Here is a 26746-nt window from a genome sequence, read left to right on the forward strand (position 1 = left end):
CGCGCGCGTGCTCACGATCCACGTCGCCGAGGCGTCCCCCGAGACGGCCGTCCTGGTCGAAGGCGAGCTCATCGCCGCCGTCGGCTTGTACGAGGACCTGGCCGCCGTCCGGCCCGAGGCACGGGTGCGGAACTGGCCCGGCATCCTCACCCCCGGGCTGCTCAACCCGTTCGGTCCCGAGCTGCTCGAAGGCATGTACCACCCGGACCCCCGTGAGGCGGCAGGCTTCGGCACCGAGCCGATCCCGGGGGAGCGGGCGCAGCGCATCTTCCGGGCCGACCCGTCCCGGCGCGGCGCCTCCGCCCGCCGGGGCGTGCAGCGGCTGCTCGCCCACGGGACGGTCGCCGTCGCCGGCGAACTGCGCGACCGGGCCGTGCTGGACGCGGTACGCAGGGCCGGGCTCGCCGTGGGCCGCCGCCCGCAGCGGCTCCCCGGCGCCCCGTCGTTCTCCCCGTCGCCGCTGGTGCTCCTGCCCGCCCTGACGCCGGGCGCCCCGGCCCGCTTCGCCGTCTTCGACGTGCCCGACCGGGCGGCCCTCGTCAGCCAGGGCGCGTCGACGTGCGTCGCCACCGTCCTGGGCGGCCGGCTGGTGTTCCGGCGGCGGTAGCTCCCGGCCCGCTCAGCCGCCCTCGACCGCCGGGGGCGCCATCGTCTCGACCGGGTTCTCGTCCGCGTACCGCACCAGGTCGAGGAAGCGCGGGTCCTCGGCGACGGCGAGGAGCTGTCGCGGTGTCACCGGCGCGGACACCTTCTCGGGATCGGCGGAGAGCAGGACGCGGCTGTCGCCGTAGCGGAAGTCCAGGTAGGAGCCGGACGTCTCCGGGTGTCGCACACTCATCCGTCCTTGAGCGCCGCCGCGCCGAAAAGGTTGAAGCGGTACGAGAGGAGATTTCGGCGACTGCCACAATGGCGGGGTGATCCGAGCTTCCCTGGACAAGCAGCCGCACGAAGTCGCCTCGATGTTCGACGACGTGGCGGCGAACTACGACCTCACCAACGACGTGCTCTCCCTGGGCCAGGACCGGCGCTGGCGCAAGGAGGTCGCCAAGGCGGTCGACGCCCGTCCCGCGCAGAAGATCCTCGACCTCGCGGCGGGCACGGCCACCTCGTCGCAGCCCTTCGCGCGCGCGGGCGCGTACGTCGTGCCCTGTGACTTCTCGATCGGCATGCTCCAGGTCGGCAAGAAGCGCCACCCGTGGATGCCGTTCACGGCCGGCGACGGCACGAGGCTGCCCTTCCGCGACGACGTCTTCGACGCCGTCACCATCTCCTTCGGACTCCGCAACATCCAGGACACCGAGCAGGCGCTGCGCGAGCTGTACCGGGTGACGAAGCCCGGCGGCCGGGTCGTCATCTCCGAGTTCTCGCACCCGACCTGGGCGCCGTTCCGCACGGTGTACGAGGAGTACCTGATGCGGGCGCTGCCGCCGGTGGCGCGCGCGGTCTCCTCCAACCCCGACGCGTACGTGTACCTGGCGGAGTCCATCCAGTCCTGGCCGGACCAGCCGACCCTGGCGGGCATGCTCCAGAAGGCCGGCTGGTCGAAGGTGGCGTGGCGGAACCTGACCGGTGGGATCGTGGCTCTCCACCGGGGCTTCAAGGCCTGAAGGCAGCCGCCTGACGGCCGCTGCCTGACGACGGGCTACGTCACGGCTTCACGTACAGGCCGTAGCCGCCGACGCCCGTGTACACCGTGTCCGCCACTTCCCGGTGGACCAGCGTGCCGTCCTCGGGGTCCGTCGGCGGCGTGTGCACCTGGGTGCCCGTCTGCAGGGTCGTGGAGCCGCCGCCGTCGAGGTTGAGGGCGTCGACGATCCCCAGCTCGGGGGAGTCCAGGAGGGCGGCGAAGCTCTGCAGGTAGTCGCCGTCCTCGTTGTCCTGCCCGGTGAGGGTGATGAGCAGCGGCCGGCCGCGGACGTTGGTACCGAGCGCCGTGCGTGAGTCGGTGCAGATCAGGGTGGTGCCGTCGGTTCCGGTCTCCGTGCCGCTGCACGAGTCGGCCAGCTCGGCGGGGATGTCCCCGTGGCGGAGGAGCTGGTGGAAGGAGCTGACGACGTCCACCGAGGCGTCCAGCGGGATGTCCCGCTTCATGGTCACGTCGTGGAGCTTCTGGTCGATCGTCGCCGCGCCGCCGGGGACGAGATGGTCGCGGAGCCACTGGGCCCCGGTGCCGATGCCCTGGATCACGCGCCCGCCGGCCGGGACCAGGGTCCCGCCGCGGCCCTCGCGGGTCCGGGTGACGACGCCGTTCGCGTCCACGACGACCTCGAAGCCCTCCTCCATGGTGGCGGCGACGCCCGGGTCGGTTCCGGGGGCGGGGACGGGAGCGCCGTAGTCGTGGGTGAACACGACGATCTCGCTGGGGTCGGTGTAGACGGGGGGCTTCGCGGTCACCAGGACGTCGTCGGTGTCGCGCGCGCAGTGCGGGACGCGGCCGGGCGCCCGGTTGAAGTCGTCGATCCGTACGGTCTCGCCCGAGGGCGCGACGAGGTTCTGCTGCGTACTGAGCTTGGTGATGTACGGCAGGCCGTACTGGATGACCGCACCGGAGCTGCCCTTCCCGCCGCTCCAGCAGCCGGCGCTGTGCAGGACGCCGTCGGTGGCCGTGACGCTGGTGTGCACGATGGTGGACTCGGCGCCGGCGCCCGCCGGTTCCCGCTGGAACAGGCCGCCGTTGACGCCCGCCCACGGGTGGCGGGTGGTGACGGGCGTGACCTTGGCGAGCTGCTCGGTGAGCGTCTCGGCCAGGGAGTCGTTCGCGCCGATCGCGCTCTCCAGTGTGACCGCCCCGGCGGCGGGGTCGATCTCGACGATCTGGAGGGCGCGGGCCTTGGTGCGGTTGTCGGGGGCCGTCTCGATCCAGGTGGTGCGGGTGACGCCGGCGGCGACCGTGACGGGGGCCCCCGCGGTCCAGGCGGCGAGCGGGCTCGTGGCCGGTTCCGCGGCGCCGGAGGAGGAGGTGGTGAGGGCGAGCGCGGCGCCGAGTGCGGCGGCCGCGGCCACCCAGGTGCGGCTCTTCGTGGGGCGGTGCTGCCTGGTCACGCGCATTCCGCCGTTCCGTTGACGAGCTCGTGCGAGCGGAAGGTGCCGGAGAAGGGCGCCGGGACGGTGGTGCTGTCGCCGCGCAGGATGACGTACGCGCCGAACTCCCGCAGGCTCGCGGGATCGTCCCAGGTGCCGGTGAACGTCGGCTGCGGGTAGAAGCAGACGTGCTTCTTCGTCCGGTTCCAGGCGGACCGGGGCGCGGCCTCGGTGCCGTAGCTGTTGCCGAGGCTCTGGGTGGCGGGGTCGGTCGTCGGGACGTGGACGGTCATCGCGCCCCGGCCGTTCGGCTCCTTGAAGGTGCACACCCGGTCGTCGGGGCAGCGCTCGTAGCCGGTGAAGCAGAGGGCGCGGGACGGGACCAGCTTGTGGCCGCTGAGGGTGCCGGTGAAGCGGGGGTCCGTCGTGTACTGGTCGGCGTTGCCCGGCTTGACGGTCTCGAAGAGGCCGCCGTACCCGGCGCCGACGTAGGCGCAGGCCCACATCGCCGTGTTGTTCTTCGCCGACAGGGTCCTGCCGTCCCAGGTCGCGTCGTAGGCCTCGGCGTTCTGGAGTTCGGTGAAGTCCCGCCGCTCGCCGGTGCCGTCGGGCCCCGAGTAGAGGCAGAGCGTCGCGGCCGGGCAGTCGTCGAACGGGGCCGGGTCGGCGCTCGCGGGCAGGACGAGGAAGGCCGAGCAGACGAGGGTGAGGACGGCGGCGAGGGCGAGGCCCCAGCGTGGCCGGAAGGTTCCTGGTGTGTTCACGCCGGTGATCATGACATCGGGTTTCGAACAACAAATCGAATTCTGCCGAGAGGGAAAGGGCGTGCGGTACACCCTCCGGTCCGGCAGCGACCGCCCCCCATAGACTTCGACACGTCCTCATCGCCGAACCACCGGGAGAAACCGCCGTGAGCGAGCAGCCCCTCTCCGAGCACAGCGCAGACGTCATCGTCGTCGGAGCGGGCCCGGCCGGCTCCACCACCGCGTACTACCTCGCGAAGGCCGGACTCGACGTCCTGCTCCTGGAGAAGACCGCGTTCCCCCGCGAGAAGGTGTGCGGCGACGGCCTCACCCCCCGCGCCACCAAGCAGCTCGTCTCCATGGGCATCGACATCTCCGAAGAGGCCGGCTGGCTGCGCAACAAGGGCCTGCGGATCATCGGCGGCGGCGTCCGCCTGGAGCTGGACTGGCCGGAACTCGCCTCGTACCCGGACTACGGACTCGTCCGCAAGCGCGACGACTTCGACGAGCAGCTGGCCCGCCAGGCGCAGAAGGCCGGCGCCCGCCTGTACGAGCGCTGCAACGTCGGCGCCCCGGTCATCGACGACCGTACGGGCCGCATCACCGGCGTCCACGCCAAGCTCGGCGAGGAGAAGCGCGAGGTCACCTTCCACGCCCCGCTCGTCGTCGCCGCCGACGGCAACTCCACCCGGATCTCCCTCGCCATGGGCCTGCACCGGCGCGAGGACCGGCCGATGGGCGTCGCCGTCCGCACGTACTTCACCTCGCCCCGCCACGACGACGACTACCTGGAGTCCTGGCTGGAGCTGTGGGACCGGCGCGGCCCGCAGGACCGTCTGCTGCCCGGCTACGGCTGGGTCTTCGGCATGGGCGACGGCACGTCCAACGTCGGCCTCGGCATCCTCAACTCCTCGAAGGCCTTCCGCGAGCTGGACTGGCGCGAGGTCCTCAAGGCCTGGTGCGCCTCGATGCCGGAGGACTGGGGCTTCACCCCGAACAACATGACGATGCCGATCCGCGGCGCCGCCCTCCCGATGGCCTTCAACCGCCAGCCGCACTACACCAAGGGCCTGCTGCTCGTCGGCGACGCGGGCGGCCTGGTGAACCCGTTCAACGGCGAGGGCATCGCCTACGCCATGGAGTCCGGACAGATCGCGGCCGACGTCATCGTCCAGGCGAACGCCCGGACCACCCCGGCCCAGCGCGAACTGGCCCTGCAGAACTACCCGCAGGTCCTCAAGGACACCTACGGCGGCTACTACACGCTCGGCCGCGCCTTCGTGAAGCTCATCGGCAACCCGAAGGTCATGAAGATCGCGACCCAGCGCGGCCTGACCCACCCGCTCCTGATGAAGTTCACCCTGAAGATGCTGGCGAACCTCACGGACCCGACGGGCGGCGACGCGATGGACCGCATCATCAACGGCCTGTCGAAGGTCGCCCCGAAGGCCTGACCGCCGGGACCGCGCGTACGAGGAAGGGCCGTCTCTCCCCCGAGGAGTGACGGCCCTTCTTCGTGCCTACGCGGGTTCGTGCGGGATCAGAGGATCCGGACGGCGCCCGAGGGGGTGTCCCAGTCGAGGGAGCGCTCGACGACGCCCGTGGACGGGTTCTGCGCGCCGACGTAGTTGCCGCCGCCGACGTAGATGGCGACGTGGTACGAGCCGCTGCGGCTGCCCCAGTACAGGATGTCGCCCGGCTGGAGGTTGCTCAGGGAGACGGAGGTGCCCATGCTCGACTGCGAGTACGAGATGCGGGGCAGGTCGATGCCGGCCGCACGGTAGGCGGCCTGGACGAGACCCGAGCAGTCCCACGAGTTGGGGCCGGTGCCGCCGGAGACGTACGCGTCGCCGATCTGGGCACGGGCGAAGGCCACGATCGCGGCGGCGGAGCCGGAGGGGGCCTGCGTCTCGGTGCTGGAGCCGGCCGTGGAGCCGCTGTCGGAGGACGACGAGGAGCCGCTGTCGTTCGACGAGCTCGTGGACTGCGTGGTGAGCCGGGTGCGCTCACGGTCGCGGGAGGCGCGCTCCTCGGCCTCCTTGCGCTCCTGCTCGGCCTTGAGGCGGGCCTCCTCGGCGCGCTCGGCCGCGGCCTTGCGGTCCGCCTCGGCCTTGGCCTTCTTGGCTTCCTTGGCGGCCTTCTGCAGCGCCGCGTTCTCCTGCGCCTGGAGGCTCTGGTCGAGCGCCTCCTGGTGGGAGGCCTCGGCGGAGGCGGCGACGGCGCTGGCGAGACCGGCGCCGGACTCGAGAGAGCCCAGGGTGGGCATTTCGATGGTCTCGGTCACCGGCTCGGCGTTCGCCGGCCCGGCAGCACCGGCCACCGCGATGGTGCCGAGGACGCCACCGGCAACTCCGGCTCGCAGCGCGAGCTTCGAGGCGCTGCGGCGGGGCTTCCGGTGGCTGGGTATGTGAGCGGTGTGGGACATGAGTACAACCGCTATCAGGGCTTCACGGTTCCCTTCAAGAAACGTGGGGTGCGCCACAGTTGCCCCAGGAATCTCCTAATCCGCTTCCCAGGCGCCCTTATTGACGCCGTAACGGGCATATCGGGCAGGATCCATCTGGCCCTTGATCACGGGTTTTCATTGAAACGCCCGAATTGCCCGACGCTTACCACCTCTTGACACCCGTGGCCAAGCCCCGCTTTCCCGGACCCCTCGGCTTGTGGCGCAGGTCACATCATCGTCTCACGAACGCTCGTGAAAGCGCGCACGCGTCCACCTCCGTCCGCCGGGACCCCCGACCGGGCGACGGGCGGGTCCCTTATCACCCGGATGCGTCCATCGCCAATTTGCTTGTACTGACCATCACTTGATAGTGCGACACCCCCTCCGATCAGCGATTTCCGGTCCGGATGTCACATCTGGTGATCACCTGGGCGCTTCGCGCAACAAGATCACCGCTCATCCGACTTCATGATCCTTCGTCAGGTGGTGGAGATCACAAAGTCCTTGCTGCACCCCGTGTCGCAGATCACAGAGGGGCGGGCATAAGATGCGGGGCAGCCGGGCTTGTGAACTGCCTCACATGGGGGCGATCTTTCACGGTCCGGCCGTGCGGTCCAACGGTCAAGGACGACTGGAAGGAGCGAGGAGCGTGAATGCGTACGCGCCCGTCCTCGTGCTCGGTGCCCTGGGTGCGGGGTTTGCGATCTTCTCCGTGGTCATGGCCACGCTTATCGGTCCAAAGCGGTACAACAGGGCAAAACTTGAGGCGTACGAGTGCGGCATCGAGCCGACACCCACTCCCGCTGGCGGCGGCCGCTTCCCGATCAAGTACTACCTGACGGCGATGCTCTTCATCGTCTTCGACATCGAGATCGTCTTCCTCTACCCCTGGGCCGTCACCTTCGACGCCCTGGGGCTTTTCGGGCTCGTGGAGATGCTGCTCTTCGTGCTCACCGTCTTCGTCGCCTACGCCTACGTGTGGCGTCGCGGCGGCCTGGAATGGGACTGAGGGGCTGAGGGGCACCTATGGGACTCGAAGAGAAACTCCCGAGCGGCTTTCTGCTGACGACGGTCGAACAGGCCGCGGGCTGGGTGCGCAAGGCGTCCGTGTTCCCCGCGACCTTCGGCCTCGCCTGCTGCGCCATCGAGATGATGACCACCGGAGCCGGCCGGTACGACCTGGCCCGCTTCGGCATGGAGGTCTTCCGCGGCTCGCCGCGCCAGGCCGACCTGATGATCGTGGCCGGCCGGGTCAGCCAGAAGATGGCGCCCGTCCTGAGGCAGGTCTACGACCAGATGCCCAACCCCAAGTGGGTCATCTCCATGGGCGTCTGCGCCTCCTCGGGCGGCATGTTCAACAACTACGCGATCGTCCAGGGCGTCGACCACATCGTGCCGGTCGACATCTACCTGCCCGGCTGCCCGCCGCGCCCGGAGATGCTGCTCGACGCGATCCTCAAGCTCCACCAGAAGATCCAGACCTCCAAGCTCGGCGTGAACGCCGAGGAGGCGGCCAGGGAGGCGGAGGAGGCGGCGCTCAAGGCGCTGCCGACCATTGAGTTGAAGGGTCTGCTCCGTTGAGTGACGAAACCCCGAACCCCGAGAAGGAGCTGAGCGAGCAGAACCTGCCCGGTCAGCGCGGGGACCACGGCGAGGAGGTCCGCGTCCAGCGCGGCATGTTCGGTGCCCAGAGCGGCGCCGACACCTCCGGCTACGGCGGCCTCGTCCGCTCGATCCGGCTCCCCGGCCCGGCCACCCGCCCGTACGGCGGCTGGTTCGACGAGGTCGCCGACGAACTCGAAGGCGCCCTAGAGGAGCAGGGCCTGCTCCCGGACAACGCCATCGAGAAGACGGTCGTCGACCGCGACGAGCTCACCTTCCACATCGAGCGCGAGCACCTCGTCCGTGTGGCCCGCACCCTGCGCGACGACCCCGCCCTCCGCTTCGAGCTGTGCACGGGCGTCTCCGGCGTCCACTACCCGGGTGACAAGGGCCGCGAGCTGCACGCCGTCTACCACCTGCGCTCGCTCACCCACGGCCGGCTGATCCGCCTGGAGGTCTCGGCGCCCGACGCCGACCCGCGCATCCCGTCGCTCGTCGCCGTCTACCCGACGAACGACTGGCACGAGCGCGAGACGTACGACTTCTTCGGCATCGTCTTCGACGGCCACCCCGCCCTCACCCGGATCATGATGCCGGACGACTGGCAGGGGCACCCGCAGCGCAAGGACTACCCCCTCGGCGGCATCGCCGTCGAGTACAAGGGCGCCCAGATCCCGGCTCCGGACCAGCGGAGGTCGTACTCGTGACCACTCCCCACGCGTCTCCCCGCGAGACGACAGAAGGCGCCGTCTACACGGTGACCGGCGGTGACTGGGAAGAGGTCGTCCAGTCCGCCGCCAAGGCCGACGACGAACGCATCATCGTCAACATGGGCCCCCAGCACCCGTCCACCCACGGCGTGCTCCGGCTCATCCTGGAGATCGACGGCGAGACCGTCACCGAGGCCCGCTGCGGCATCGGCTACCTCCACACCGGCATCGAGAAGAACCTCGAATACCGGACCTGGACGCAGGGCACCACCTTCGTCACGCGCATGGACTACCTCACCTCGTTCTACAACGAGACGGCGTACTGCCTCGGCGTGGAGAAGCTGCTCGGCATCACCGACCAGATCCCGGACCGGGCCAGCGTCATCCGGGTGCTCCTCATGGAGCTCAACCGGCTCTCCTCCCACCTGGTGTGCATCGCCACCGGCGGCATGGAGCTCGGCGCCACCACGATCATGATCTACGGCTTCCGGGACCGCGAGATGATCCTGGACCTGTACGAGCTGATCACCGGCCTGCGCATGAACCACGCGTTCATCCGCCCCGGCGGCCTCGCCCAGGACCTGCCGCCCGGCGCCGTCGACGCCGTCCGCGAGTTCGTGAAGACCATGAGGAAGAACCTGCCGGAGTACGACAAGCTCGCCACCGGCAACCCCATCTTCAAGGCCCGCATGCAGGACGTCGGCCACCTCGACCTCACCGGCTGCATGGCGCTCGGCGCCACAGGACCGATCCTGCGCTCCGCGGGCCTCCCGCACGACCTGCGCAAGACCGACCCGTACTGCGGCTACGAGAACTACGAGTTCGACATCCCGACCGCCGACACCTGCGACTCCTACGGACGCTTCCTCGTCCGCCTGGAGGAGATGCGGCAGTCCCTCCGGATCGTCGAGCAGTGCCTCGACCGCCTGGAGCCCGGCCCGGTCATGGTCGGCGACAAGAAGATCGCCTGGCCCGCGCAGCTCGCGCTCGGCGCCGACGGCCTCGGCAACTCCACCGACCACATCGCGAAGATCATGGGCACCTCCATGGAGGCCCTGATCCACCACTTCAAGCTGGTCACCGAGGGCTTCCGGGTCCCGGCGGGACAGGCCTACGCGGCCGTCGAGTCGCCCAAGGGCGAACTCGGCGTGCACGTCGTCTCCGACGGCGGCACCCGCCCCTTCCGGGTCCACTTCCGCGACCCGTCCTTCACCAACCTCCAGGCCATGGCCGCGATGTGCGAGGGCGGCCAGGTCGCCGACGTCATCGTCGCCGTCGCCTCCATCGACCCCGTGATGGGAGGCGTCGACCGATGACGGAGAACGTCAGCCTGGGGATGCCCCAGCTCCCCGCCCCCGCGTTCCCGGCCGAGGTCCACGCCCGGCTGGCCGAGGACGCGCGGGCGATCATCGCCCGCTACCCCGACTCCCGCTCCGCGCTCCTGCCGATGCTGCACCTCGTGCAGTCGGAGGAGGGGCATGTGACCCGCACCGGTATGCGGTTCTGCGCCGACCTGCTCGGCCTCACCACCGCCGAGGTCACCGCCGTCGCCACCTTCTACTCGATGTACCGGCGCAAGCCCTCCGGCGACTACCAGGTCGGCGTCTGCACCAACACGCTCTGCGCGGTCATGGGCGGCGACGCCATCTTCGAGGAACTGAAGGCCCACCTCGGCGTCGGCAACGACGAGACGACCGAGGACGGCAAGATCACCCTCGAACACATCGAGTGCAACGCGGCCTGCGACTTCGCCCCCGTGGTGATGGTCAACTGGGAGTTCTTCGACAACCAGACCCCCGAGTCCGCCAAGCGGATGGTCGACGACCTGCGGGCCGGCCGGACCGTCGAACCCACCCGGGGCGCCCCGCTCTGCTCCTTCAAGGAGACCGCCCGCATCCTGGCCGGCTTCCCCGACGAGCGCCCCGGCGCCGTCGAGGCCACCGGCGGCGCGGGCCCGGCCTCGCTCGTCGGACTGCGCCTGGCCAAGGGCGAGAGCCCCCACCACCGAATCGTCCACCCGCGCGGTGAATCCTCCGGTCAGGAGGGGGAGTGATGACCTTGGCCGCCGAGATCAACAACAGCAGCCCCGAGAAGCTTCTCGCACCCGTCCTCTCGGCCTTCTGGGACCAGCCCGACTCCTGGACCCTGGAGACCTACGAGCGCCACGAGGGATACCGGGGCCTCAGGAAAGCCCTCGCGATGAGTCCCGACGACCTCATCGCGTACGTCAAGGAATCCGGCCTCCGCGGACGCGGCGGCGCGGGCTTCCCCACCGGCATGAAGTGGCAGTTCATCCCGCAGGGCGACGGCAAGCCGCACTACCTCGTCGTCAACGCCGACGAGTCCGAGCCCGGCACCTGCAAGGACATCCCCCTCCTCTTCGCCAACCCGCACTCCCTCATCGAGGGCATCGTGATCGCCTGCTACGCGATCCGCTCGAACCACGCCTTCATCTACCTGCGCGGCGAGGTCGTCCCCGTCCTGCGCCGCCTCCACGAGGCCGTCCGCGAGGCCTACGCCGCCGGATACCTCGGCACGAACGTCCTCGGCAGCGGACTCGACCTCGAACTCACCGTGCACGCCGGCGCCGGCGCGTACATCTGCGGTGAGGAGACCGCGCTGCTCGACTCCCTCGAAGGGCGCCGCGGCCAGCCCCGGCTGCGCCCGCCCTTCCCCGCCGTCGCCGGCCTGTACGCCTGCCCCACCGTCGTGAACAACGTCGAGTCCATCGCGTCCGTTCCCGCGATCCTCAACAAGGGCAAGGAGTGGTTCACCTCGATGGGCAGCGAGAAGTCCCCGGGCTTCACGCTCTACTCGCTGAGCGGGCACGTCGCCTCGCCCGGCCAGTACGAGGCACCCCTCGGCATCACCCTGCGCCAGCTCCTCGACATGAGCGGCGGCATGCGCCCCGGCCACCGCCTCAAGTTCTGGACCCCCGGCGGCTCCTCCACCCCCATGTTCACCGACGAGCACCTCGACGTGCCCCTCGACTACGAGGGCGTCGGCGCCGCCGGATCCATGCTCGGCACCAAGGCGCTCCAGTGCTTCGACGAGACCACCTGCGTCGTCCGGGCCGTCACCCGCTGGACCGAGTTCTACGCCCACGAGTCCTGCGGCAAGTGCACCCCCTGCCGCGAAGGCACGTACTGGCTCGTCCAGCTGCTCCGCGACATCGAGGCCGGGCGGGGACAGATGTCCGACCTCGACAAGCTCAACGACATCGCCGACAACATCAACGGCAAGTCGTTCTGCGCCCTCGGCGACGGCGCCGCCTCGCCGATCTTCTCCTCGCTCAAGTACTTCCGCGCGGAGTACGAGCAGCACATCACCGGCCGGGGCTGCCCCTTCGACCCCGCCAAGTCGACCGCCTGGGCGGACAACCACAAGGAGGTGACGGCATGACGGTCACCACGGCCGGCCCGGCGGGCGGCACCCCGGTACCGCCAGAGGACCTCGTCACGCTGACCATCGACGGCGCCGAGATCTCCGTCCCCAAGGGGACGCTCGTCATCCGCGCCGCCGAACAGCTCGGCATCGAGATCCCGCGCTTCTGCGACCACCCGCTCCTCGACCCCGCCGGCGCCTGCCGCCAGTGCATCGTCGAGGTCGAGGGCCAGCGCAAGCCCATGGCCTCCTGCACCATCACCTGCACCGACGGCATGGTGGTGAAGTCCCAGCTCACCTCGCCCGTGGCCGAGAAGGCCCAGCACGGCGTGATGGAGCTGCTGCTCATCAACCACCCGCTGGACTGCCCCGTCTGCGACAAGGGCGGCGAATGCCCCCTGCAGAACCAGGCCATGTCCCACGGGCAGTCCGAGTCCCGCTTCGACGGCGTCAAGCGGACGTACGAGAAGCCGATCCCGCTCTCCACCCAGGTGCTGCTCGACCGCGAGCGGTGCGTGCTCTGCGCCCGCTGCACCCGCTTCTCCAACCAGGTCGCGGGCGACCCGATGATCGAACTGGTCGAGCGCGGCGCGCTCCAGCAGGTCGGCACCGGCGAGGGCGACCCCTTCGAGTCGTACTTCTCCGGCAACACCATCCAGATCTGCCCGGTCGGCGCCCTCACCTCGGCCGCCTACCGCTTCCGCTCCCGCCCCTTCGACCTGGTCTCCTCCCCGTCGGTGTGCGAGCACTGCGCGGGCGGCTGCGCCACCCGCACCGACCACCGGCGCGGCAAGGTCATGCGGCGGCTCGCCGCCGAGGACCCGGAGGTGAACGAGGAGTGGATCTGCGACAAGGGCCGCTTCGGCTTCCGGTACGCCCAGCAGCGCGACCGGCTCGCCACCCCCCTCGTCCGCAACCCCGGCACCGGTGAACTGGAGCCCGCCTCCTGGCCCGAGGCCCTGGAGGCCGCCGCCCGCGGGCTCGTCCGCGGCCGGACCGGCGTCCTCACCGGCGGCAGGCTGACCGTCGAGGACTCCTACGCGTACGCCAAGTTCGCCCGGGTCGCCCTCGACACCAACGACGTCGACTTCCGGGCCCGCGTCCACTCCGGCGAGGAGGCCGACTTCCTGGCCTCCGCCGTCGCCGGACGGGGCCGCGACCTGGACGGCACGGGCGTCACGTACACCTCGCTCGAAGCCGCCCCCGCGGTGCTCCTCGTCGGCCTGGAGGCCGAGGAGGAGGCCCCCGGCGTCTTCCTGCGGCTCCGCAAGGCCTGGCGGAAGAAGGGCCAGAAGACCTACGCGGTCGCCGCCTTCGCGACCCGGGGCCTGGAGAAGGCGGGCGGCACCCTGCTGCCCGCCGCCCCCGGCACCGAGACCGAGTGGCTCGACGCGCTGACCTCCCGGGTCGGCCTGGAGGGCGACGGCCTCGCCGCCGCCCAGGCCCTCCGCCAGGAGGGCGCCGTCATCGCCGTCGGCGAGCGGCTCGCGGGCGTCCCCGGCGCCCTCACCGCCGCCCTGCGCGCCTCGGCCGCCACCGGCGCCCGCCTCGTGTGGATCCCGCGCCGCGCCGGCGAACGCGGAGCCGTCGAGGCGGGTGCGCTCCCGGCGCTGCTGCCCGGCGGCCGGCCCGCGACCCACCCCCGCGCGCGTGAGGAGGTCGCCGCCGCCTGGGGCGTCCGCGAACTCCCGCACCGCTACGGGCGCGACACCGGCCAGATGATCGAGGCCGCCGCCACCGGCGAACTCGGCGCCCTGCTCGTCGGCGGCGTCGAGGTCGCCGACCTGCCCGACCCGGCACGCGCGCGTGAGGCCCTCGAAGCGGCCTTCGTGGTCTCCCTGGAGCTGCGGCCCAGCGAGGTCACCGAGCGCGCCGACGTCGTCCTCCCGGTCGCCGCCGTCGCCGAGAAGCCCGGCACCTTCCTCAACTGGGAGGGCAGGGCACGGCTCTTCGAGGCCGCGCTCAAGCCCGAGCAGATGACCCGGCCCGTCGCCCCGGGCGACGCGCGCGTGCTCCACATGCTCGCCGACGCCCTCGACGTCCACCTGGCGCTGCCCGACCTCAGGGCCGTACGCCGGGAACTGGACCGGCTCGGCGGCTGGACGGAGGAGCGGGCCTCCGAGCCCGTCGAACCCGGCCAGGCCGCGCCGAGGGCCGGCGACGGCGAGGCCGTCCTCGCGGGGCACCGGCTCCTGCTCGACCTGGGCCGCCTCCAGGAGGGCGACACCGCCCTGGCCGGCACCCGGCACGCGGCGGTCGCCCGGCTCTCCGCCGCCACCGCCGCCGACACCGGCGTCAAGGACGGCGACGTCCTGGAGGTGACCGGCCCCGCCGGCTCGGTCGCCTTCCCGCTCCAGGTCACCGAGATGCCCGACCGCGTGGTCTGGCTCCCGCTGAACTCGGCGGGCCGCGGCGTCCTCTCCGACACCGGCGCCCACCCCGGCGACCTGGTCCGCATCGGCGCGGTCACCACGAAGGAGGTCCAGGCATGAACACCCTCCTCGCTGCCGAAGACCTGTCCATGTTCGGCACGGACCCCTGGTGGCTCGTCCTGATCAAGGCGGTCTTCTGCTTCGCCTTCCTGATGGTCACCGTGCTCTTCTCCATCGTGTGGGAGCGCAAGGTCGTCGCCTGGATGCAGCTGCGCGTCGGCCCCAACCGGCACGGCCCCTGGGGCCTCCTCCAGTCCCTCGCGGACGGCATCAAGCTGATGCTCAAGGAGGACGTGATCGTCAAGAAGGCCGACAAGGTCGTCTACGTCCTCGCCCCGATCATCGCCGCGATCCCCGCGTTCATGGCGATCGCCGTGATCCCCTTCGGCCCGGCGGGCAACGAGGTCTCGATCTTCGGCCACCGCACCGCGATGCAGCTCACCGACCTGCCGATCGCGATGCTGTACGTCCTGGCCATCGCCTCGGTCGGCATCTACGGCATCGTCCTCGCCGGCTGGTCCTCCGGCTCCACGTACCCGCTCCTCGGCGGCCTGCGCTCCTGCGCGCAGATGATCTCGTACGAGATCGCCATGGGCGCGGCCTTCGCCTCCGTCTTCCTCTACTCCGGGTCGATGTCGACCTCGGCGATCGTCGAGGCGCAGGCGGACCGCTGGTTCATCATCCTGCTGCCGGTGTCGTTCATCATCTACATCGTCACGATGGTCGGCGAGACCAACCGCGCCCCCTTCGACATGCCGGAGTCCGAGGGCGACCTCGTCGGCGGCTTCAACACCGAGTACTCCTCCATCAAGTTCGCGATGTTCATGCTCGCCGAGTACGTGAACATGGTGACGGTCTCGGCGGTGTCGGTGACCCTCTTCCTGGGCGGCTGGCGGGCCCCGTACCCGGTGTCCACCTTCTGGGAGGGCGCGAACCACGGCTGGTGGCCGATGCTCTGGTTCGTCCTCAAGGTGCAGCTGCTGCTGTTCTTCTTCATCTGGCTCCGCGGCACCCTGCCCCGTGTCCGCTACGACCAGCTGATGAAGCTCGGCTGGAAGGTCCTCATCCCGGTCTCCGTGGTCTGGCTCATGCTGGTCGCCACCGTCCGGGCGCTGCGCAACGAGAACATCGCGTTCACCAACATCGTGCTCTACGTGGCCGGAGCCGTCCTCGGACTGCTGCTGCTGTCCTTCGTGGTCGACGTGTTCCGCGACCGGAAGGCCAAGGCGTCCGCGGCGGCCGGTCCGGCCGACGAGCCCGCCTTCGACCCGATGGCCGGCGGCTTCCCCGTACCGCCCAAGCCCGGACAGTCCCTGCCGCCCGTGCCCCGGCGCAGGCCCCGGCACGACCGGGACCTCGTTGTCAGTGGCGCCCCCGATACTGCTACTGCGAGTGATGGAAAGGAGACGGACGGTGTCTGACTTCCAGAATCCGGTGGCCGGCTTCGGCGTGACCTTCAAGGCCATGTTCAAGAAGCGGCTGACCGAGCAGTACCCGGAGCAGCAGAAGACGACGGCGCCCCGCTTCCACGGCCGGCACCAGCTCAACCGTCACCCCGACGGGCTGGAGAAGTGCGTCGGCTGTGAGCTGTGCGCCTGGGCCTGTCCGGCCGACGCCATCTACGTGGAGGGCGCGGAGAACACGGACGAGGAGCGCTACTCGCCCGGTGAGCGCTACGGCCGCGTCTACCAGATCAACTACGCCCGCTGCATCCTGTGCGGGCTGTGCATCGAGGCCTGCCCCACGCGGGCGCTGACGATGACCAACGAGTTCGAGCTGGCCGACTCCTCCCGCGCGAACCTGATCTACACCAAGGAGCAGCTCCTCGCGGGACTCGAGGAGACCATGGTGGACACCCCGCACGCGATCTTCCCCGGCATGACCGAGCAGGACTACTACCGGGGCCTCGTCACCGAGGCCGCGCCCGGGACCGTCCCCCAGGTGGCCGTGTCCAAGGGGGAGACGGGCGAGTCGGAAGAGGTGGACGCATGAGCGCCGAACTCGCGGCGTACGCGACGTCGGGCGGTGAGGCCTTCCAGTTCTGGGTCCTCGGCACCGTCGCCGTCGCGGGCGCGCTCGGCACGATCCTGATGAGGCGGGCCGTGCACTCGGCGCTCTGCCTCGCCGGGACGATGATCATCCTGGCGGTCTTCTACCTGGCCAACGGGGCGTACTTCCTCGGCATCGTCCAGATCGTCGTCTACACCGGCGCGATCATGATGCTCTTCCTCTTCGTCGTCATGCTGGTCGGCGTCACGGCCGCGGACTCGCTGAAGGAGACCCTCAAGGGCCAGCGCTGGTGGGCCGCCGCCTGCGGCCTCGGCTTCGGCATCCTCCTCGCCGGCGGCATCGGGAACGCCTCCCTGACGGAGTTCGCCGGACTCGGCGCCGCCAACAGCGCGTACGGCGGGAACGTAGAGGGTCTCGCCGCCCTCATCTTCACCAAGTACGTCTTCGCCTTCGAGATCACCGGCGCGCTCCTCATCACCGCCGCCGTCGGCGCGATGGTGCTCACCCACCGCGAGCGCACCGAGCGGGCCCGCAGCCAGCGCGAGCTGTCCGAGCAGCGCGTACGCGAGGGCAAGCACGTGCCGCCGCTGCCCGCGCCCGGCGTCTACGCCCGGCACAACGCCGTGGACATCCCCGGTCTGCTGCCCGACGGCACTCCCTCGGAGCTGACCGTCATGCAGACCCTGCGCAAGCGGGGCCAGGTCCGGGACGTGTCCGCCGAGGCCCTCGCCGACCTCAAGGCCCTGGAGCAGCGCTCCGAGGAGCGGCTCGGCCGCGACCGGGACGAAGAGGAGGCCACCCGGTGAACCCCGTCAACTACCTGTACCTCGCCGCCCTGCTGTTCACCATCGGTGCGGCCGGGGTGCTGATCCGGCGCAACGCGATCGTGGTCTTCATGTGCGTCGAGCTGATGCTCAACGCCTGCAACCTCGCGTTCGTCGCCTTCTCCCGTATGCACGGAAACCTCGACGGCCAGATCTTCGCGTTCTTCACGATGGTCGTCGCCGCCGCGGAGGTCGTCGTCGGGCTCGCGATCATCGTGTCCGTCTTCCGTGCCCGCCACTCGGCCTCGGTCGACGACGCAAGCCTGATGAAGCTGTGAGGGGCTGACCGTGGAAAATCTCATCGCTCTGCTCGTCGGAGCGCCCCTGCTCGGCGCGGCCGTCCTGCTCTGCGGCGGACGGCGGCTCGACAAGGTCGGGCACTGGATCGGCACGCTGCTCGCGGCCGTCTCCTTCGCCATCGGCCTCGCGCTCTTCGCCGACATGCTCGGCAGGAGCGCCGACGACCGGGCCCTGCACCAGCGGCTCTTCACCTGGATCCCCGTCGAGGGCTTCCAGGCGGACATCGCCTTCCAGCTCGACCAGCTGTCGATGACGTTCGTCCTGCTGATCAGCGGGGTCGGCACGCTCATCCACGTGTACTCCATCGGGTACATGGAGCACGACGAGCGCCGCCGCCGCTTCTTCGGCTACCTCAACCTGTTCGTCGCGGCGATGCTGCTGCTCGTCCTCGCCGACAACTACCTGCTCCTGTACTTCGGCTGGGAGGGCGTCGGCCTCGCCTCGTACCTCCTGATCGGCTTCTGGCAGCACAAGCCCAGCGCGGCCACCGCCGCCAAGAAGGCCTTCCTGGTGAACCGGGTCGGCGACATGGGCCTCTCCATCGCCATCATGATCATGTTCACCACGTTCGGCACCTTCGCCTTCGGGCCGGTGCTCGGGGCGACCGGTGAGGCGTCCGAGGGCACGCTGACCGCGATCGGCCTGATGCTGCTCCTCGCCGCCTGCGGCAAGTCGGCCCAGGTGCCGCTGCAGTCCTGGCTCGGCGACGCGATGGAGGGCCCGACCCCGGTCTCGGCCCTCATCCACGCGGCCACGATGGTGACCGCCGGTGTCTATCTGATCGTCCGCTCGGCCGACATCTTCAACGCGGCACCGGACGCGCAGACGGTCGTCGTCGTGGTCGGCGCCGTCACGCTCCTCTTCGGTGCGATCGTCGGTTGCGCGAAGGACGACATCAAGAAGGCGCTCGCCGGTTCGACGATGTCGCAGATCGGATACATGATCCTGGCGGCCGGCCTCGGCCCCATCGGCTACGTCTTCGCGATCATGCACCTGGTGACCCACGGCTTCTTCAAGGCCGGGCTGTTCCTCGGCGCCGGTTCGGTCATGCACGGCATGAACGACGAGGTCGACATGCGCAAGTACGGCGGCCTGCGGAAGTACATGCCGGTCACCTTCGTGACCTTCGGCCTCGGCTACCTCGCGATCATCGGCTTCCCCGGCCTGTCCGGCTTCTTCTCCAAGGACAGGATCATCGAGGCGGCCTTCGCCAAGGGCGGCACCCAGGGCTGGATCCTCGGCTCGGTCACCCTGCTCGGCGCGGCCATCACCGCGTACTACATGACCCGCGTGATGATCATGACCTTCTTCGGCGAGAAGCGCTGGCAGCCGGCCCCGGACCCGGACAAGGCGCCGAGCGTCGAGCCCGGCGCCGAGGTGGCTCCGGGTGAGATGCCGCATCCGCACGAGTCGCCGAAGTCCATGACGATCCCGATGATCCTGCTGGCCTTCGGGTCGGTCTTCGCGGGTGGCTTTTTCAGCATCGGCGACCGGTTCGTGCACTGGCTGGAGCCGGTCACCGGCTATGCCCACGGGCACCCGCCGATCAGCGCGGCCGCCGTCACCACCGCGACCGTCGCCGTCATGGTGATCGGCGTCGGCGTCGCCTACCTCCAGTACGGGCGCAGGCCCGTCCCGGTGGTCGCCCCGCGCGGCTCGCTCCTCACCAGGGCGGCCCGCCGCGACCTGCTCCAGGACGACTTCAACCACGCCGTCTTCGTCCGCGGCGGCACCCACCTGACCCGCTCCCTGGTCTACGTCGACCACAGCCTCGTCGACGGCGTGGTCAACGGCACCGCGGCCTCCGTCGGCGGACTGTCCGGCCGGCTGCGCAAGCTCCAGAACGGCTACGCCCGCTCGTACGCGGTCTCCATGTTCGGAGGTACTGCGGTGCTGATCGCCGCGACCCTGCTGATGAGGGCGGTGTAACTGTCATGTCCTTCCCGCTCCTTACGGTGACGGCAGCGGTGCCGGCGGTCGGTGCGATCCTCACCGCCGCCGTCCCCGCGGCCCGCCGCACCGCCGCCAAGTGGCTGGCGCTGCTCGTCTCGCTCGCCACTCTCGTGCTCGCCGCCGTCGTCTTCGTACGGTTCGAGCCCGGCGGCGAGCGATACCAGCTGACCGAATCGCACTCCTGGATCAAGGACTTCGGCGTCCGGTACGAGCTCGGGGTCGACGGCATCGGGGTGGCGCTCATCGCGCTCACCGCCCTGCTGATCCCGTTCATCGTCCTCGCCGGCTGGCACGACGCCGACCCCCTGGAGACGTCCTCCAAGCGCTGGCGCCCGACCCAGGGCTTCTTCGCCCTGATCCTCATGGTCGAGGCGATGGTGATCCTCTCCTTCGAGGCCACCGACGTCTTCCTCTTCTACGTCCTGTTCGAAGCCATGCTCATCCCGATGTACTTCCTCATCGGCGGCTTCGGCGACCGGGCCCACGCGGGCTCCGACGAGAACGCGGCGGCCCAGCGCTCGTACGCGGCCGTCAAGTTCCTCCTCTACAACCTGGTCGGCGGCCTGATCATGCTGGCCGCCGTCATCGGGCTCTACGTGGTGGCGGGGAACTTCTCGCTCACCGAGATCGCCGAGGCCCGCGCCAACGGCACCCTCGACATGGCGACCAACACCGAGCGGCTGCTGTTCCTCGGCTTCTTCTTCGCCTTCGCGGTGAAGGCGCCGCTCTGGCCGCTGCACACCTGGCTGCCGAACGCGATGGGGGAGGCGACCGCCCCGGTCGCCGTCCTCATCACCGCCGTCGTCGACAAGGTCGGCACCTTCGCGATGCTCCGCTTCTGCCTCGGACTCTTCCCCGAGGCCTCGCAGTGGGCCACCCCCGCGATCATCGTCCTCGCCCTCATCAGCATCGTCTACGGGGCACTGGTCGCGGTCGGCCAGCGGGACATCAAGCGCCTGGTCGCGTACGCGTCGATCTCGCACTTCGGCTTCATCATCCTCGGCATCTTCGCGATGACCAGCCAGGGCCAGTCGGGCGCCACGCTCTACATGGTCAACCACGGCATCTCGACGGCCGCCCTGATGCTCGTCGCCGGATTCCTGATCTCCCGGCGCGGCTCGCGGCTCATCGCCGACTACGGCGGCGTGCAGAAGGTCGCCCCGGTGCTCGCCGGCACCTTCCTGATCGGCGGCCTCGCGACCCTGTCACTGCCCGGACTCGCCCCGTTCGTCAGCGAGTTCCTGGTCCTGGTCGGCACCTACGCCCGCTACCCGGTGGCCGGTGTCATCGCCACCACCGGCATCGTCCTCGCCGCGCTCTACACCCTCGTCCTGTACCAGCGGACGATGACCGGGCCGGTCAAGGAGGAGGTGCGGTCGCTGCCCGACCTGCGGGCGCGTGAACTGGCCGTGGCCGTACCGCTGATCGCCGTCCTCATCTTCCTCGGGGTCTTCCCGAAGCCGCTGACGGACGTCGTGAACCCGGCGGTGCGGCACACCATGTCCGACGTCCAGCAGACGGACCCCCAGCCCGCAATTCAGACCGTGGAGGCGGCCAAGTGAGTTCCATGGCTGTCCACAGCTTGTGGACGACAGCTGCCGAGCCGCTGGACAAGATCCCGGCACCCCACATCGAGTACACCCAGCTCTCGCCCGTACTCATCGTGATCGGCGCCGCGATCCTCGGCGTCCTCGTCGAGGCCTTCGTGCCGCGCAAGGCCCGCTACCACAGCCAGCTGTTCCTCAGCGTGGTCGCGCTCGTCGCCGCCTTCGCCGCGATCGTCGCCCTGGCGGCCGGCGGCTACGGCACCACCAAGGCCCAGATCGCGGCCATGGGCGCCATCGCCGTCGACGGACCCGCCCTCTTCCTCCAGGGCACCATTCTCCTCGCCTCCGTCGTCGCCCTCTTCACCTTCGCCGAGCGCAGGCTCGACCCGGCCGACCACGGCCACAAGGTCGACTCCTTCGCCGCCGAGGCCGCCGCCGTCCCCGGCAGCGACCAGGAGAAGGCCGCCGTCAAGGCAGGCTTCACCACCACCGAGGTCTTCCCGCTGGCGCTCTTCGCCATCGCCGGCATGCTGGTCTTCCCGGCTGCCAACGACCTCCTGACGCTCTTCGTCGCCCTGGAGGTCTTCTCCCTCCCGCTGTACCTGCTCTGCGCCGTCGCCCGCCGCAAGCGGCTGATGTCGCAGGAGGCGGCCGTCAAGTACTTCCTCCTCGGCGCCTTCTCCTCGGCCTTCCTGCTCTTCGGGATCGCCCTGCTCTACGGCTACGCGGGCTCCGTCTCGTACGCCACCATCGCCGACGTCGTCGACGGCACCGTCGGCTCCGTGAACCCGGCGCTCGCCGACACCATGGGCAACGACGCGCTGCTGCTCATCGGCTTCGCCATGGTCCTCACCGGCCTCCTCTTCAAGGTCGGCGCCGTGCCGTTCCACATGTGGACCCCGGACGTCTACCAGGGCGCCCCGACCCCGGTCACCGGCTTCATGGCCGCCGCGACCAAGGTCGCCGCGTTCGGCGCCCTGCTCCGCCTGCTGTACGTGGTGCTCCCGGGCCTCACCTGGGACTGGCGGCCGGTCATGTGGGGCGTCGCCATCGTCACCATGCTGGGCGGTGCGATCGTCGCCATCACCCAGACCGACATCAAGCGGCTGCTCGCGTACTCGTCGATCGCGCACGCGGGCTTCCTGCTCGCGGGCGTCATCGCGGCCACGCCGAGCGGAATCTCGTCGGTCCTGTTCTACCTCGGCGCGTACTCCTTCGTGACGATCGGCGCCTTCGCCGTCGTCACGCTGGTCAGGGACGCGGGCGGCGAGGCCACCCACCTCTCCAAGTGGGCCGGTCTCGGGCGCCGTTCGCCGCTCGTCGCGGCGGTCTTCGCGGTCTTCCTGCTCGCCTTCGCCGGCATCCCGCTGACCTCCGGGTTCTCGGGCAAGTTCGCGGTCTTCAAGGCGGCGGCGGACGGCGGCGCGGGCGCGCTCGTCGTGGTCGGCGTGATCTCCTCGGCGATCGCCGCGTTCTTCTACATCCGGGTGATCGTGCTCATGTTCTTCAGCGAGCCCAAGGCGGACGGTCCGACGGTCGCCGTGCCCTCGGCCCTGACGACCCTCACCATCACCGCCGGTGTGGTGGTCACCCTCGTGCTCGGCTTCGCCCCGCAGTACTTCCTGGACCTCGCGAACCAGGCGAGCGTCTTCGTCCGGTAGCGGGGTACGGCAGAGGGCCCGGTCTCCGTGCGCGGAGGCCGGGCCCTTCGTCGTACGGCTACGCCTTCGGGTGGTCCTCAGGGCAGGGAGTGCAGTGCACCCGCGGGTTGTACGGGGCGAAGACGCCCGACGGGTTCTTCTTGAAGATCCACGCGTGCAGCGAGTAGTGGGGTCCGACGGGAGCGAAGTCGAACGGCCCGTCGAAGCCCCGGCCGAAGAGCTGCGGCCTGGGCAGGTTCCCGTTCGGGTCGGGGACGACCCACTCGACCGCGACCAGCTCGCGCTTGCCGGTCTCGTGGTTCTCCTCGTACAGCACCGCGGCCGGCCTCGTCGGGTCGGTCGAGCCGAGGTTCGCCGGGTTCACGTAGTGGTAGCCCATGCCGCCGAGCTCCGGGTCCTCGACGCAGTCGTCGGTGCGCATGAAGCCGTCGGCGACGGCCTTCTGCTCCGACTTGTACTTCACCGTGGCGTCGTACGTCTTCTTGAGGTCCGGGTGCGGGAAGTCGGTGACTGGCTTAGGTGCCGGTTCGGCCGAGACGGCCGGGGCGGTCCCCAGGGCCAGCGAGCCGACGGCGAGCAGGGCGAGCGCGGCTATCAGGGGGCGGGGTCGTGCGGACATGTGGGTGTACTCCTCGGGAGGGGCGCCGCCGGTGCGGGGCGCCGGACGCCGGCGGGCTCCCCCCGGCTCCCGCCGCCTCCAGCAGCATCGGCCGCCCGTTCCACCCCCGCACTCGGGACTGACCCAGGGGAGTGGACACGGCGCGTGACCGGGCTCCTGCCCTCCTGACACGGCGCGACAGGCATGGCATCGTGGACGGGCCGAATGGTCTGTACCAGCTGTCGGAGGTGGCGGGGCGTATGCGCGGTACCACGGCCCTACCCGGTGAGACCGGTGCCGTTCCCCGGCAGGGGGAACCGCCGGTGCACCGCCTTGAGGTACGACTGCCGGACCGAGTGCCCTTCGCCGCTGGAGGGTTCGACGCCATGGGGCCGATGTCACGGGCCGCCTTCCCGCACCGGCACACCTTCTACGAGATCGTGCACGTCGTCGCGGGAAGCGGGACGCACGTGGTCGACCTGGAGCGGTACGAGGTGCGGCCGCCGCAGTGGGGGGTCGTCCTGCCCGGGCAGGTGCACCACTGGGAGGACGTGCGGGGCCTCGAAGGGTCGCTCGTGCTGTTCACTCCCGAGTTCCTGGCCGGCGGGGCCCGGCACGAGGAACTGCTCCGCCGGCTGGGCGAACGGCCCTGGGTGGACCTCGACGCCGCCACGCACGAACGCACGGGCCGGCTGATGGCGGAGCTCGCCGAGGAGTACCGGCACGGGGCCGACGGGTTCGCCGGGGTGCTGCGGTCCCTGCTCCACGTGCTGCTGGTGCGGGCTGCCCGGCTGCCCGGAGGCGTCGCCCGGCCGGCGCCCGTCCGGGGGGTCGCCGGGGGGTTCTTACGGCTCGCCGGGCGGTCCGCGGCCGACGGGCTGTCCGTACGGCGGTGTGCCGTCCTCCTCGGCGTCACCCCCGGCCACCTCGCGGAGGCCGTCCGGGCCGCCACCGGGCGCACCCCCGCCGCTCTGCTGCGCGAGGCGCGGACCCGCGAGGCCCAACGGCTGCTTGCGACCACTGACCTGACGGTCCGACAGGTCGCGTCCCGGGTCGGCTTCGGCGACCCCGCGTACTTCTGCCGCTTCTTCCGGCGCGAGACGGGACGAAGCCCCGGAGACTTCCGAAAACACCACGACCGCCGTGATCCGTCCCTCGAAGGCGACGCCGTACCCGCCTAGGTTCGTTGCCGACCCCCAGCGCCCCCACGAGGAGCAGGCATGGACATGGACAACGAGACCAGCACCGGGCACGTCACCCGGAAGACCGTGCTGCGGGCCGCGCTCGCGGCCGGCATGGCGGCGCCCGTCGTGCTCATGGGCGTACCGGCACTCGCCCGTACCCTCACCGCCGACGAGGCGGTGCCCGCGCTCACCCCCGAGTGCGACGACGGTGACGACCCCACCCCGCCGCAGACCGAAGGCCCCTACTTCAAGCTCCGCTCACCTCAGCGGACCAGCCTCCTGGAGGCCGGCACCGTCGGTGTACGGCTGACCGTCAGCGGCTACGTCTTCGGGCTCGCCTGCCGGCCGTTGGCGGGCGTCCTGCTCGACTTCTGGCAGGCCGACGCCAACGGCGCGTACGACAACACCGGATTCCGCTTCCGCGGGCACCAGTACACCGACTCCCGGGGCGCCTTCGCGCTCACCACGATCGTGCCCGGCCTCTACCCGGGCCGCACCCGGCACATCCACGTCAAGGTGCAGGCCCCCGGCCGCCCGGTGCTCACCACCCAGCTGTACTTCCCCGGCGAACCCCGCAACAACACCGACAGCATCTTCGACCCGCGGCTGCTCATGACCGTGCGGGACGCGGGCGGCGCCAGGGAGGCCGCCTTCGACTTCGTCCTGAACGTGCCGCAGGACCCCGGCCCGAGCCCCACCCCGACCACCCCGCCGCCCGGCGGCAGCTGGGCCGCGGGGACCGCCTACCGTGCCGGGGACAGGGTCACGTACGGCGGCCCGGGCTATGTGTGCCTCCAGGCGCACACGGCCCAGGCCGGCTGGGAGCCGCCGAACGTCCCGGCCCTGTGGAGGGTCGGCTAAGAGCCTCAGGCGGATGGGGCGATCCGGCCGCTGACCTCGCCCAGGGCCACGCGCGTGCCGTCCGGGCCCGGGGCCCAGGCCGTGAGGACGACCTCGTCGCCGTCCTCCAGGAACGTCCGCTTGCCGCCGGCGAGTTCGAGCGCGTCACGGCCGTTCCACGTCAGCTCCAGGAGCGAACCGCGCTGGTGCGTCTCGGGCCCGGAGACCGTCCCGGAGCCGTACAGGTCACCCGTACGCAGCGAAGCGCCGTTCACCGTCATGTGCGCGAGCTGCTGCGCGGCCGTCCAGTACATGGTGGAGAACGGCGGCTCCGCCACCACCTCGCCGTTGATCTCCACCGTGATCCGCAGGTCGAAGCCGCCCGGCTGCTCCTCCTCCGCGTCGTCCAGGTACGGCAGGAGGGGGAAGTCCCGCGCGGGCGGGGCGGTCCTCGCCGCGTCCAGGGCCTCCAGAGGGGTCACCCACGCCGACACCGAGGTCTGGAACGACTTGCCGAGGAACGGGCCGAGGGGCACGTACTCCCAGGCCTGCACGTCACGCGCCGACCAGTCGTTGAGCAGCGTCAGACCGAAGACGTGCTCCCCGAAGTCGGCCAGCGGGACGGGCCTGCCCAGTTCCGACGGGGTGCCGACGAGGAACCCGACCTCCGCCTCGATGTCCAGCTTGACCGAGGGCCCGAACACCGGGGCGGCGTCCGTGGGCGCCTTGCGCTGCCCGGAGGGGCGTACGACATCGGTCCCCGAGACCACGACCGTGCCCGCGCGGCCGTGGTAACCGATCGGCAGGTGCTTCCAGTTGGGGGTGAGCGCGTCGCCGTCGGGGCGGAAGATCCGGCCCACGTTCGTCGCGTGGTGCTCGCTCGCGTAGAAGTCGACGTAGTCCGCGACCTCGTACGGCAGATGCAGCGTCACCTCGTCCAGCGGGTGCAGCAGCGGCTCGATGTCCGCCCGGTGCGCGGGCACCGTCACCCAGGCCGTCAGCGCCCTGCGGACGTCGCGCCAGGCCGTCCGCCCGGCCGCGAGCAGCGGGTTGAGGCTGGGCTGCGCGAGCAGCGCCGCGTACGGGGAGCCGAGCGCGTGCGCCGCGGCGCCCGCGTCCAGCACGTGCCCGCCGATCCGGACGCCGAGCCGGCGCCGGTCGGGCTCGTCGGCGGTCGAGAAGACGCCGTACGGGAGGTTGTGCGGGCCGAAAGGATCGCCTTCGGCCAGGTCGAGCGGGCTGTGCTCGGACATGGGTGCCTGCCTCGCTTTCCACGTGTGTGGGGGACACGTTACGGGGCGGGCCGCCGCGCGCGGATGACATGGATCACACAGAAAGTGCGGCCTCCGTGGGCAACTGTCCGGCTTCACGCGGTTTGTGTCGCAGGTGCGTGGAGAACACGGCTACGAGCTGCGGAAACAGGGCTGCCGCAAGGCCGTTCCCGGCCATACGATCGGCCTGGCGTCGCGCGCCGCGTGAAGTCGCCGCAGG

The 26746-nt window shown here is 70.7% G+C and carries 25 protein-coding genes; 19 read left to right on the forward strand and 6 right to left on the reverse strand.

Annotation, left to right across the window (positions count from 1 at the left end; genetic code table 11):
- Positions 1-7: 7 nt before the first annotated feature.
- Positions 8-607: a hypothetical protein gene (locus ACIA8N_RS24985; RefSeq protein ID WP_365786604.1), complete on the forward strand. Its 600-nt coding sequence runs from the start codon at positions 8-10 to the stop codon at positions 605-607.
- Positions 608-619: 12 nt separating this feature from the next.
- Here the strand turns inward: ACIA8N_RS24985 and ACIA8N_RS24990 are convergent, their stop codons facing one another.
- Positions 620-838, reverse strand: a complete 219-nt coding sequence (locus tag ACIA8N_RS24990) for a hypothetical protein (RefSeq protein WP_365786602.1) — start codon at positions 836-838, stop codon at positions 620-622.
- Positions 839-914: 76 nt separating this feature from the next.
- Here ACIA8N_RS24990 and ACIA8N_RS24995 point away from each other — a divergent pair, with 76 nt between their 5' ends.
- On the forward strand, positions 915-1607 hold the full coding sequence (locus ACIA8N_RS24995; protein WP_030214542.1) for a demethylmenaquinone methyltransferase: 693 nt from the start codon (positions 915-917) through the stop codon (positions 1605-1607).
- A 40-nt stretch (positions 1608-1647) separates the two neighbouring features.
- On the opposite strand, the gene ACIA8N_RS25000 is transcribed toward ACIA8N_RS24995, so the two are convergent.
- Positions 1648-3042 (reverse strand): phosphodiester glycosidase family protein, encoded by a 1395-nt coding sequence (locus ACIA8N_RS25000; protein ID WP_365786600.1) that lies wholly within the window; start codon positions 3040-3042, stop codon positions 1648-1650.
- Complete coding sequence (locus tag ACIA8N_RS25005; protein WP_365786598.1) at positions 3039-3785, reverse strand: peptidase inhibitor family I36 protein; 747 nt, start codon at positions 3783-3785, stop codon at positions 3039-3041. Before ACIA8N_RS25005 ends, ACIA8N_RS25000 begins: the two co-directional genes overlap by 4 nt.
- Positions 3786-3931: 146 nt before the next feature.
- Here ACIA8N_RS25005 and ACIA8N_RS25010 point away from each other — a divergent pair, with 146 nt between their 5' ends.
- Positions 3932-5218, forward strand: coding sequence for a geranylgeranyl reductase family protein (locus tag ACIA8N_RS25010; RefSeq protein ID WP_365786596.1), 1287 nt, complete (start codon positions 3932-3934; stop codon positions 5216-5218).
- Between the two features lie 86 nt (positions 5219-5304).
- Here the strand turns inward: ACIA8N_RS25010 and ACIA8N_RS25015 are convergent, their stop codons facing one another.
- Positions 5305-6189, reverse strand: a complete 885-nt coding sequence (locus tag ACIA8N_RS25015) for a C40 family peptidase (protein WP_365786594.1) — start codon at positions 6187-6189, stop codon at positions 5305-5307.
- A gap of 670 nt (positions 6190-6859) precedes the next feature.
- On the opposite strand from ACIA8N_RS25015, the gene ACIA8N_RS25020 reads away from it, so the two are divergent.
- From ACIA8N_RS25020 to nuoN, 14 genes are read left to right on the forward strand one after another with little or no spacing between them, the layout of a single operon-like run.
- Positions 6860-7219 carry an NADH-quinone oxidoreductase subunit A gene (locus ACIA8N_RS25020; RefSeq protein WP_019888619.1) on the forward strand — a complete coding sequence of 120 codons (360 nt, stop codon included), beginning with the start codon at positions 6860-6862 and terminating at the stop codon, positions 7217-7219.
- Between the two features lie 17 nt (positions 7220-7236).
- Positions 7237-7791, forward strand: coding sequence for an NADH-quinone oxidoreductase subunit B family protein (locus ACIA8N_RS25025; RefSeq protein WP_024756031.1), 555 nt, complete (start codon positions 7237-7239; stop codon positions 7789-7791).
- Positions 7788-8519, forward strand: coding sequence for an NADH-quinone oxidoreductase subunit C (locus tag ACIA8N_RS25030; RefSeq protein WP_365786591.1), 732 nt, complete (start codon positions 7788-7790; stop codon positions 8517-8519). Before ACIA8N_RS25025 ends, ACIA8N_RS25030 begins: the two co-directional genes overlap by 4 nt.
- Positions 8516-9838, forward strand: coding sequence for an NADH-quinone oxidoreductase subunit D (locus tag ACIA8N_RS25035; RefSeq protein ID WP_365786589.1), 1323 nt, complete (start codon positions 8516-8518; stop codon positions 9836-9838). The genes ACIA8N_RS25030 and ACIA8N_RS25035 overlap by 4 nt, the downstream gene beginning before the upstream one ends.
- On the forward strand, positions 9835-10575 hold the full coding sequence (gene nuoE, locus ACIA8N_RS25040; protein ID WP_365786587.1) for an NADH-quinone oxidoreductase subunit NuoE: 741 nt from the start codon (positions 9835-9837) through the stop codon (positions 10573-10575). The genes ACIA8N_RS25035 and nuoE overlap by 4 nt, the downstream gene beginning before the upstream one ends.
- Complete coding sequence (gene nuoF / locus ACIA8N_RS25045) at positions 10572-11924, forward strand: NADH-quinone oxidoreductase subunit NuoF (RefSeq protein ID WP_365786585.1); 1353 nt, start codon at positions 10572-10574, stop codon at positions 11922-11924. The genes nuoE and nuoF overlap by 4 nt, the downstream gene beginning before the upstream one ends.
- Positions 11921-14398, forward strand: a complete 2478-nt coding sequence (locus ACIA8N_RS25050) for an NADH-quinone oxidoreductase subunit G (RefSeq protein ID WP_365786583.1) — start codon at positions 11921-11923, stop codon at positions 14396-14398. The genes nuoF and ACIA8N_RS25050 overlap by 4 nt, the downstream gene beginning before the upstream one ends.
- Entirely contained in the window at positions 14395-15759 is a 1365-nt protein-coding gene (gene nuoH / locus ACIA8N_RS25055; RefSeq protein ID WP_030549913.1) for an NADH-quinone oxidoreductase subunit NuoH, read from the forward strand. Before ACIA8N_RS25050 ends, nuoH begins: the two co-directional genes overlap by 4 nt.
- The gene (gene nuoI / locus ACIA8N_RS25060; RefSeq protein WP_399416786.1) at positions 15734-16330 is read left to right on the forward strand and encodes an NADH-quinone oxidoreductase subunit NuoI; all 597 of its coding nucleotides are present in this window, start codon (positions 15734-15736) and stop codon (positions 16328-16330) included. Before nuoH ends, nuoI begins: the two co-directional genes overlap by 26 nt.
- Positions 16327-17154 (forward strand): NADH-quinone oxidoreductase subunit J, encoded by an 828-nt coding sequence (locus ACIA8N_RS25065; RefSeq protein ID WP_365786579.1) that lies wholly within the window; start codon positions 16327-16329, stop codon positions 17152-17154. The genes nuoI and ACIA8N_RS25065 overlap by 4 nt, the downstream gene beginning before the upstream one ends.
- On the forward strand, positions 17151-17450 hold the full coding sequence (nuoK, locus tag ACIA8N_RS25070) for an NADH-quinone oxidoreductase subunit NuoK (RefSeq protein WP_030549909.1): 300 nt from the start codon (positions 17151-17153) through the stop codon (positions 17448-17450). Before ACIA8N_RS25065 ends, nuoK begins: the two co-directional genes overlap by 4 nt.
- Before the next feature lie 10 nt (positions 17451-17460).
- Positions 17461-19401 (forward strand): NADH-quinone oxidoreductase subunit L, encoded by a 1941-nt coding sequence (gene nuoL, locus ACIA8N_RS25075; protein WP_365786577.1) that lies wholly within the window; start codon positions 17461-17463, stop codon positions 19399-19401.
- Positions 19402-19406: 5 nt separating this feature from the next.
- The gene (locus ACIA8N_RS25080; protein WP_365786575.1) at positions 19407-20987 is read left to right on the forward strand and encodes an NADH-quinone oxidoreductase subunit M; all 1581 of its coding nucleotides are present in this window, start codon (positions 19407-19409) and stop codon (positions 20985-20987) included.
- Complete coding sequence (gene nuoN, locus ACIA8N_RS25085; RefSeq protein ID WP_365786573.1) at positions 20984-22633, forward strand: NADH-quinone oxidoreductase subunit NuoN; 1650 nt, start codon at positions 20984-20986, stop codon at positions 22631-22633. The genes ACIA8N_RS25080 and nuoN overlap by 4 nt, the downstream gene beginning before the upstream one ends.
- 58 nt (positions 22634-22691) lie before the next feature.
- Here nuoN and ACIA8N_RS25090 read toward each other — a convergent pair whose 3' ends face one another.
- Complete coding sequence (locus ACIA8N_RS25090; RefSeq protein ID WP_365786571.1) at positions 22692-23252, reverse strand: hypothetical protein; 561 nt, start codon at positions 23250-23252, stop codon at positions 22692-22694.
- Between the two features lie 239 nt (positions 23253-23491).
- Between ACIA8N_RS25090 and ACIA8N_RS25095 the strand changes: the two genes are divergently transcribed.
- Both ACIA8N_RS25095 and ACIA8N_RS25100 read left to right on the forward strand, forming a co-directional pair.
- Positions 23492-24412: an AraC family transcriptional regulator gene (locus ACIA8N_RS25095; protein WP_365786569.1), complete on the forward strand. Its 921-nt coding sequence runs from the start codon at positions 23492-23494 to the stop codon at positions 24410-24412.
- Positions 24413-24457: 45 nt separating this feature from the next.
- Positions 24458-25276 carry a carbohydrate-binding protein gene (locus tag ACIA8N_RS25100; protein WP_365786632.1) on the forward strand — a complete coding sequence of 273 codons (819 nt, stop codon included), beginning with the start codon at positions 24458-24460 and terminating at the stop codon, positions 25274-25276.
- Positions 25277-25281: 5 nt separating this feature from the next.
- Here ACIA8N_RS25100 and fahA read toward each other — a convergent pair whose 3' ends face one another.
- The gene (gene fahA, locus ACIA8N_RS25105) at positions 25282-26508 is read right to left on the reverse strand and encodes a fumarylacetoacetase (protein ID WP_365786567.1); all 1227 of its coding nucleotides are present in this window, start codon (positions 26506-26508) and stop codon (positions 25282-25284) included.
- Between the last annotated feature and the right edge of the window lie 238 nt (positions 26509-26746).

Origin of the sequence: Streptomyces sp. NPDC051822 (assembly GCF_044452745.1) — a bacterium.
Lineage (GTDB): Bacteria > Actinomycetota > Actinomycetes > Streptomycetales > Streptomycetaceae > Streptomyces.

Excerpts from the sequence above, each read along its gene's own strand:
- ACIA8N_RS25090 (WP_365786571.1), bottom strand. The coding sequence starts at position 23,252 with ATGTCCGCACGACCCCGCCCCCTGATAGCCGCGCTCGCCCTGCTCGCC.
- ACIA8N_RS24990 (WP_365786602.1), bottom strand. The coding sequence starts at position 838 with ATGAGTGTGCGACACCCGGAGACGTCCGGCTCCTACCTGGACTTCCGC.
- ACIA8N_RS25100 (WP_365786632.1), top strand. The coding sequence starts at position 24,458 with ATGGACAACGAGACCAGCACCGGGCACGTCACCCGGAAGACCGTGCTG.
- ACIA8N_RS25050 (WP_365786583.1), top strand. The coding sequence starts at position 11,921 with ATGACGGTCACCACGGCCGGCCCGGCGGGCGGCACCCCGGTACCGCCA.
- nuoH (WP_030549913.1), top strand. The coding sequence starts at position 14,395 with ATGAACACCCTCCTCGCTGCCGAAGACCTGTCCATGTTCGGCACGGAC.
- nuoE (WP_365786587.1), top strand. The coding sequence starts at position 9,835 with ATGACGGAGAACGTCAGCCTGGGGATGCCCCAGCTCCCCGCCCCCGCG.
- fahA (WP_365786567.1), bottom strand. The coding sequence starts at position 26,508 with ATGTCCGAGCACAGCCCGCTCGACCTGGCCGAAGGCGATCCTTTCGGC.
- ACIA8N_RS25080 (WP_365786575.1), top strand. The coding sequence starts at position 19,407 with ATGTCCTTCCCGCTCCTTACGGTGACGGCAGCGGTGCCGGCGGTCGGT.
- ACIA8N_RS25025 (WP_024756031.1), top strand. The coding sequence starts at position 7,237 with ATGGGACTCGAAGAGAAACTCCCGAGCGGCTTTCTGCTGACGACGGTC.
- ACIA8N_RS25095 (WP_365786569.1), top strand. The coding sequence starts at position 23,492 with ATGCGCGGTACCACGGCCCTACCCGGTGAGACCGGTGCCGTTCCCCGG.
- ACIA8N_RS25015 (WP_365786594.1), bottom strand. The coding sequence starts at position 6,189 with ATGTCCCACACCGCTCACATACCCAGCCACCGGAAGCCCCGCCGCAGC.
- ACIA8N_RS25065 (WP_365786579.1), top strand. The coding sequence starts at position 16,327 with ATGAGCGCCGAACTCGCGGCGTACGCGACGTCGGGCGGTGAGGCCTTC.
- nuoI (WP_399416786.1), top strand. The coding sequence starts at position 15,734 with ATGGAAAGGAGACGGACGGTGTCTGACTTCCAGAATCCGGTGGCCGGC.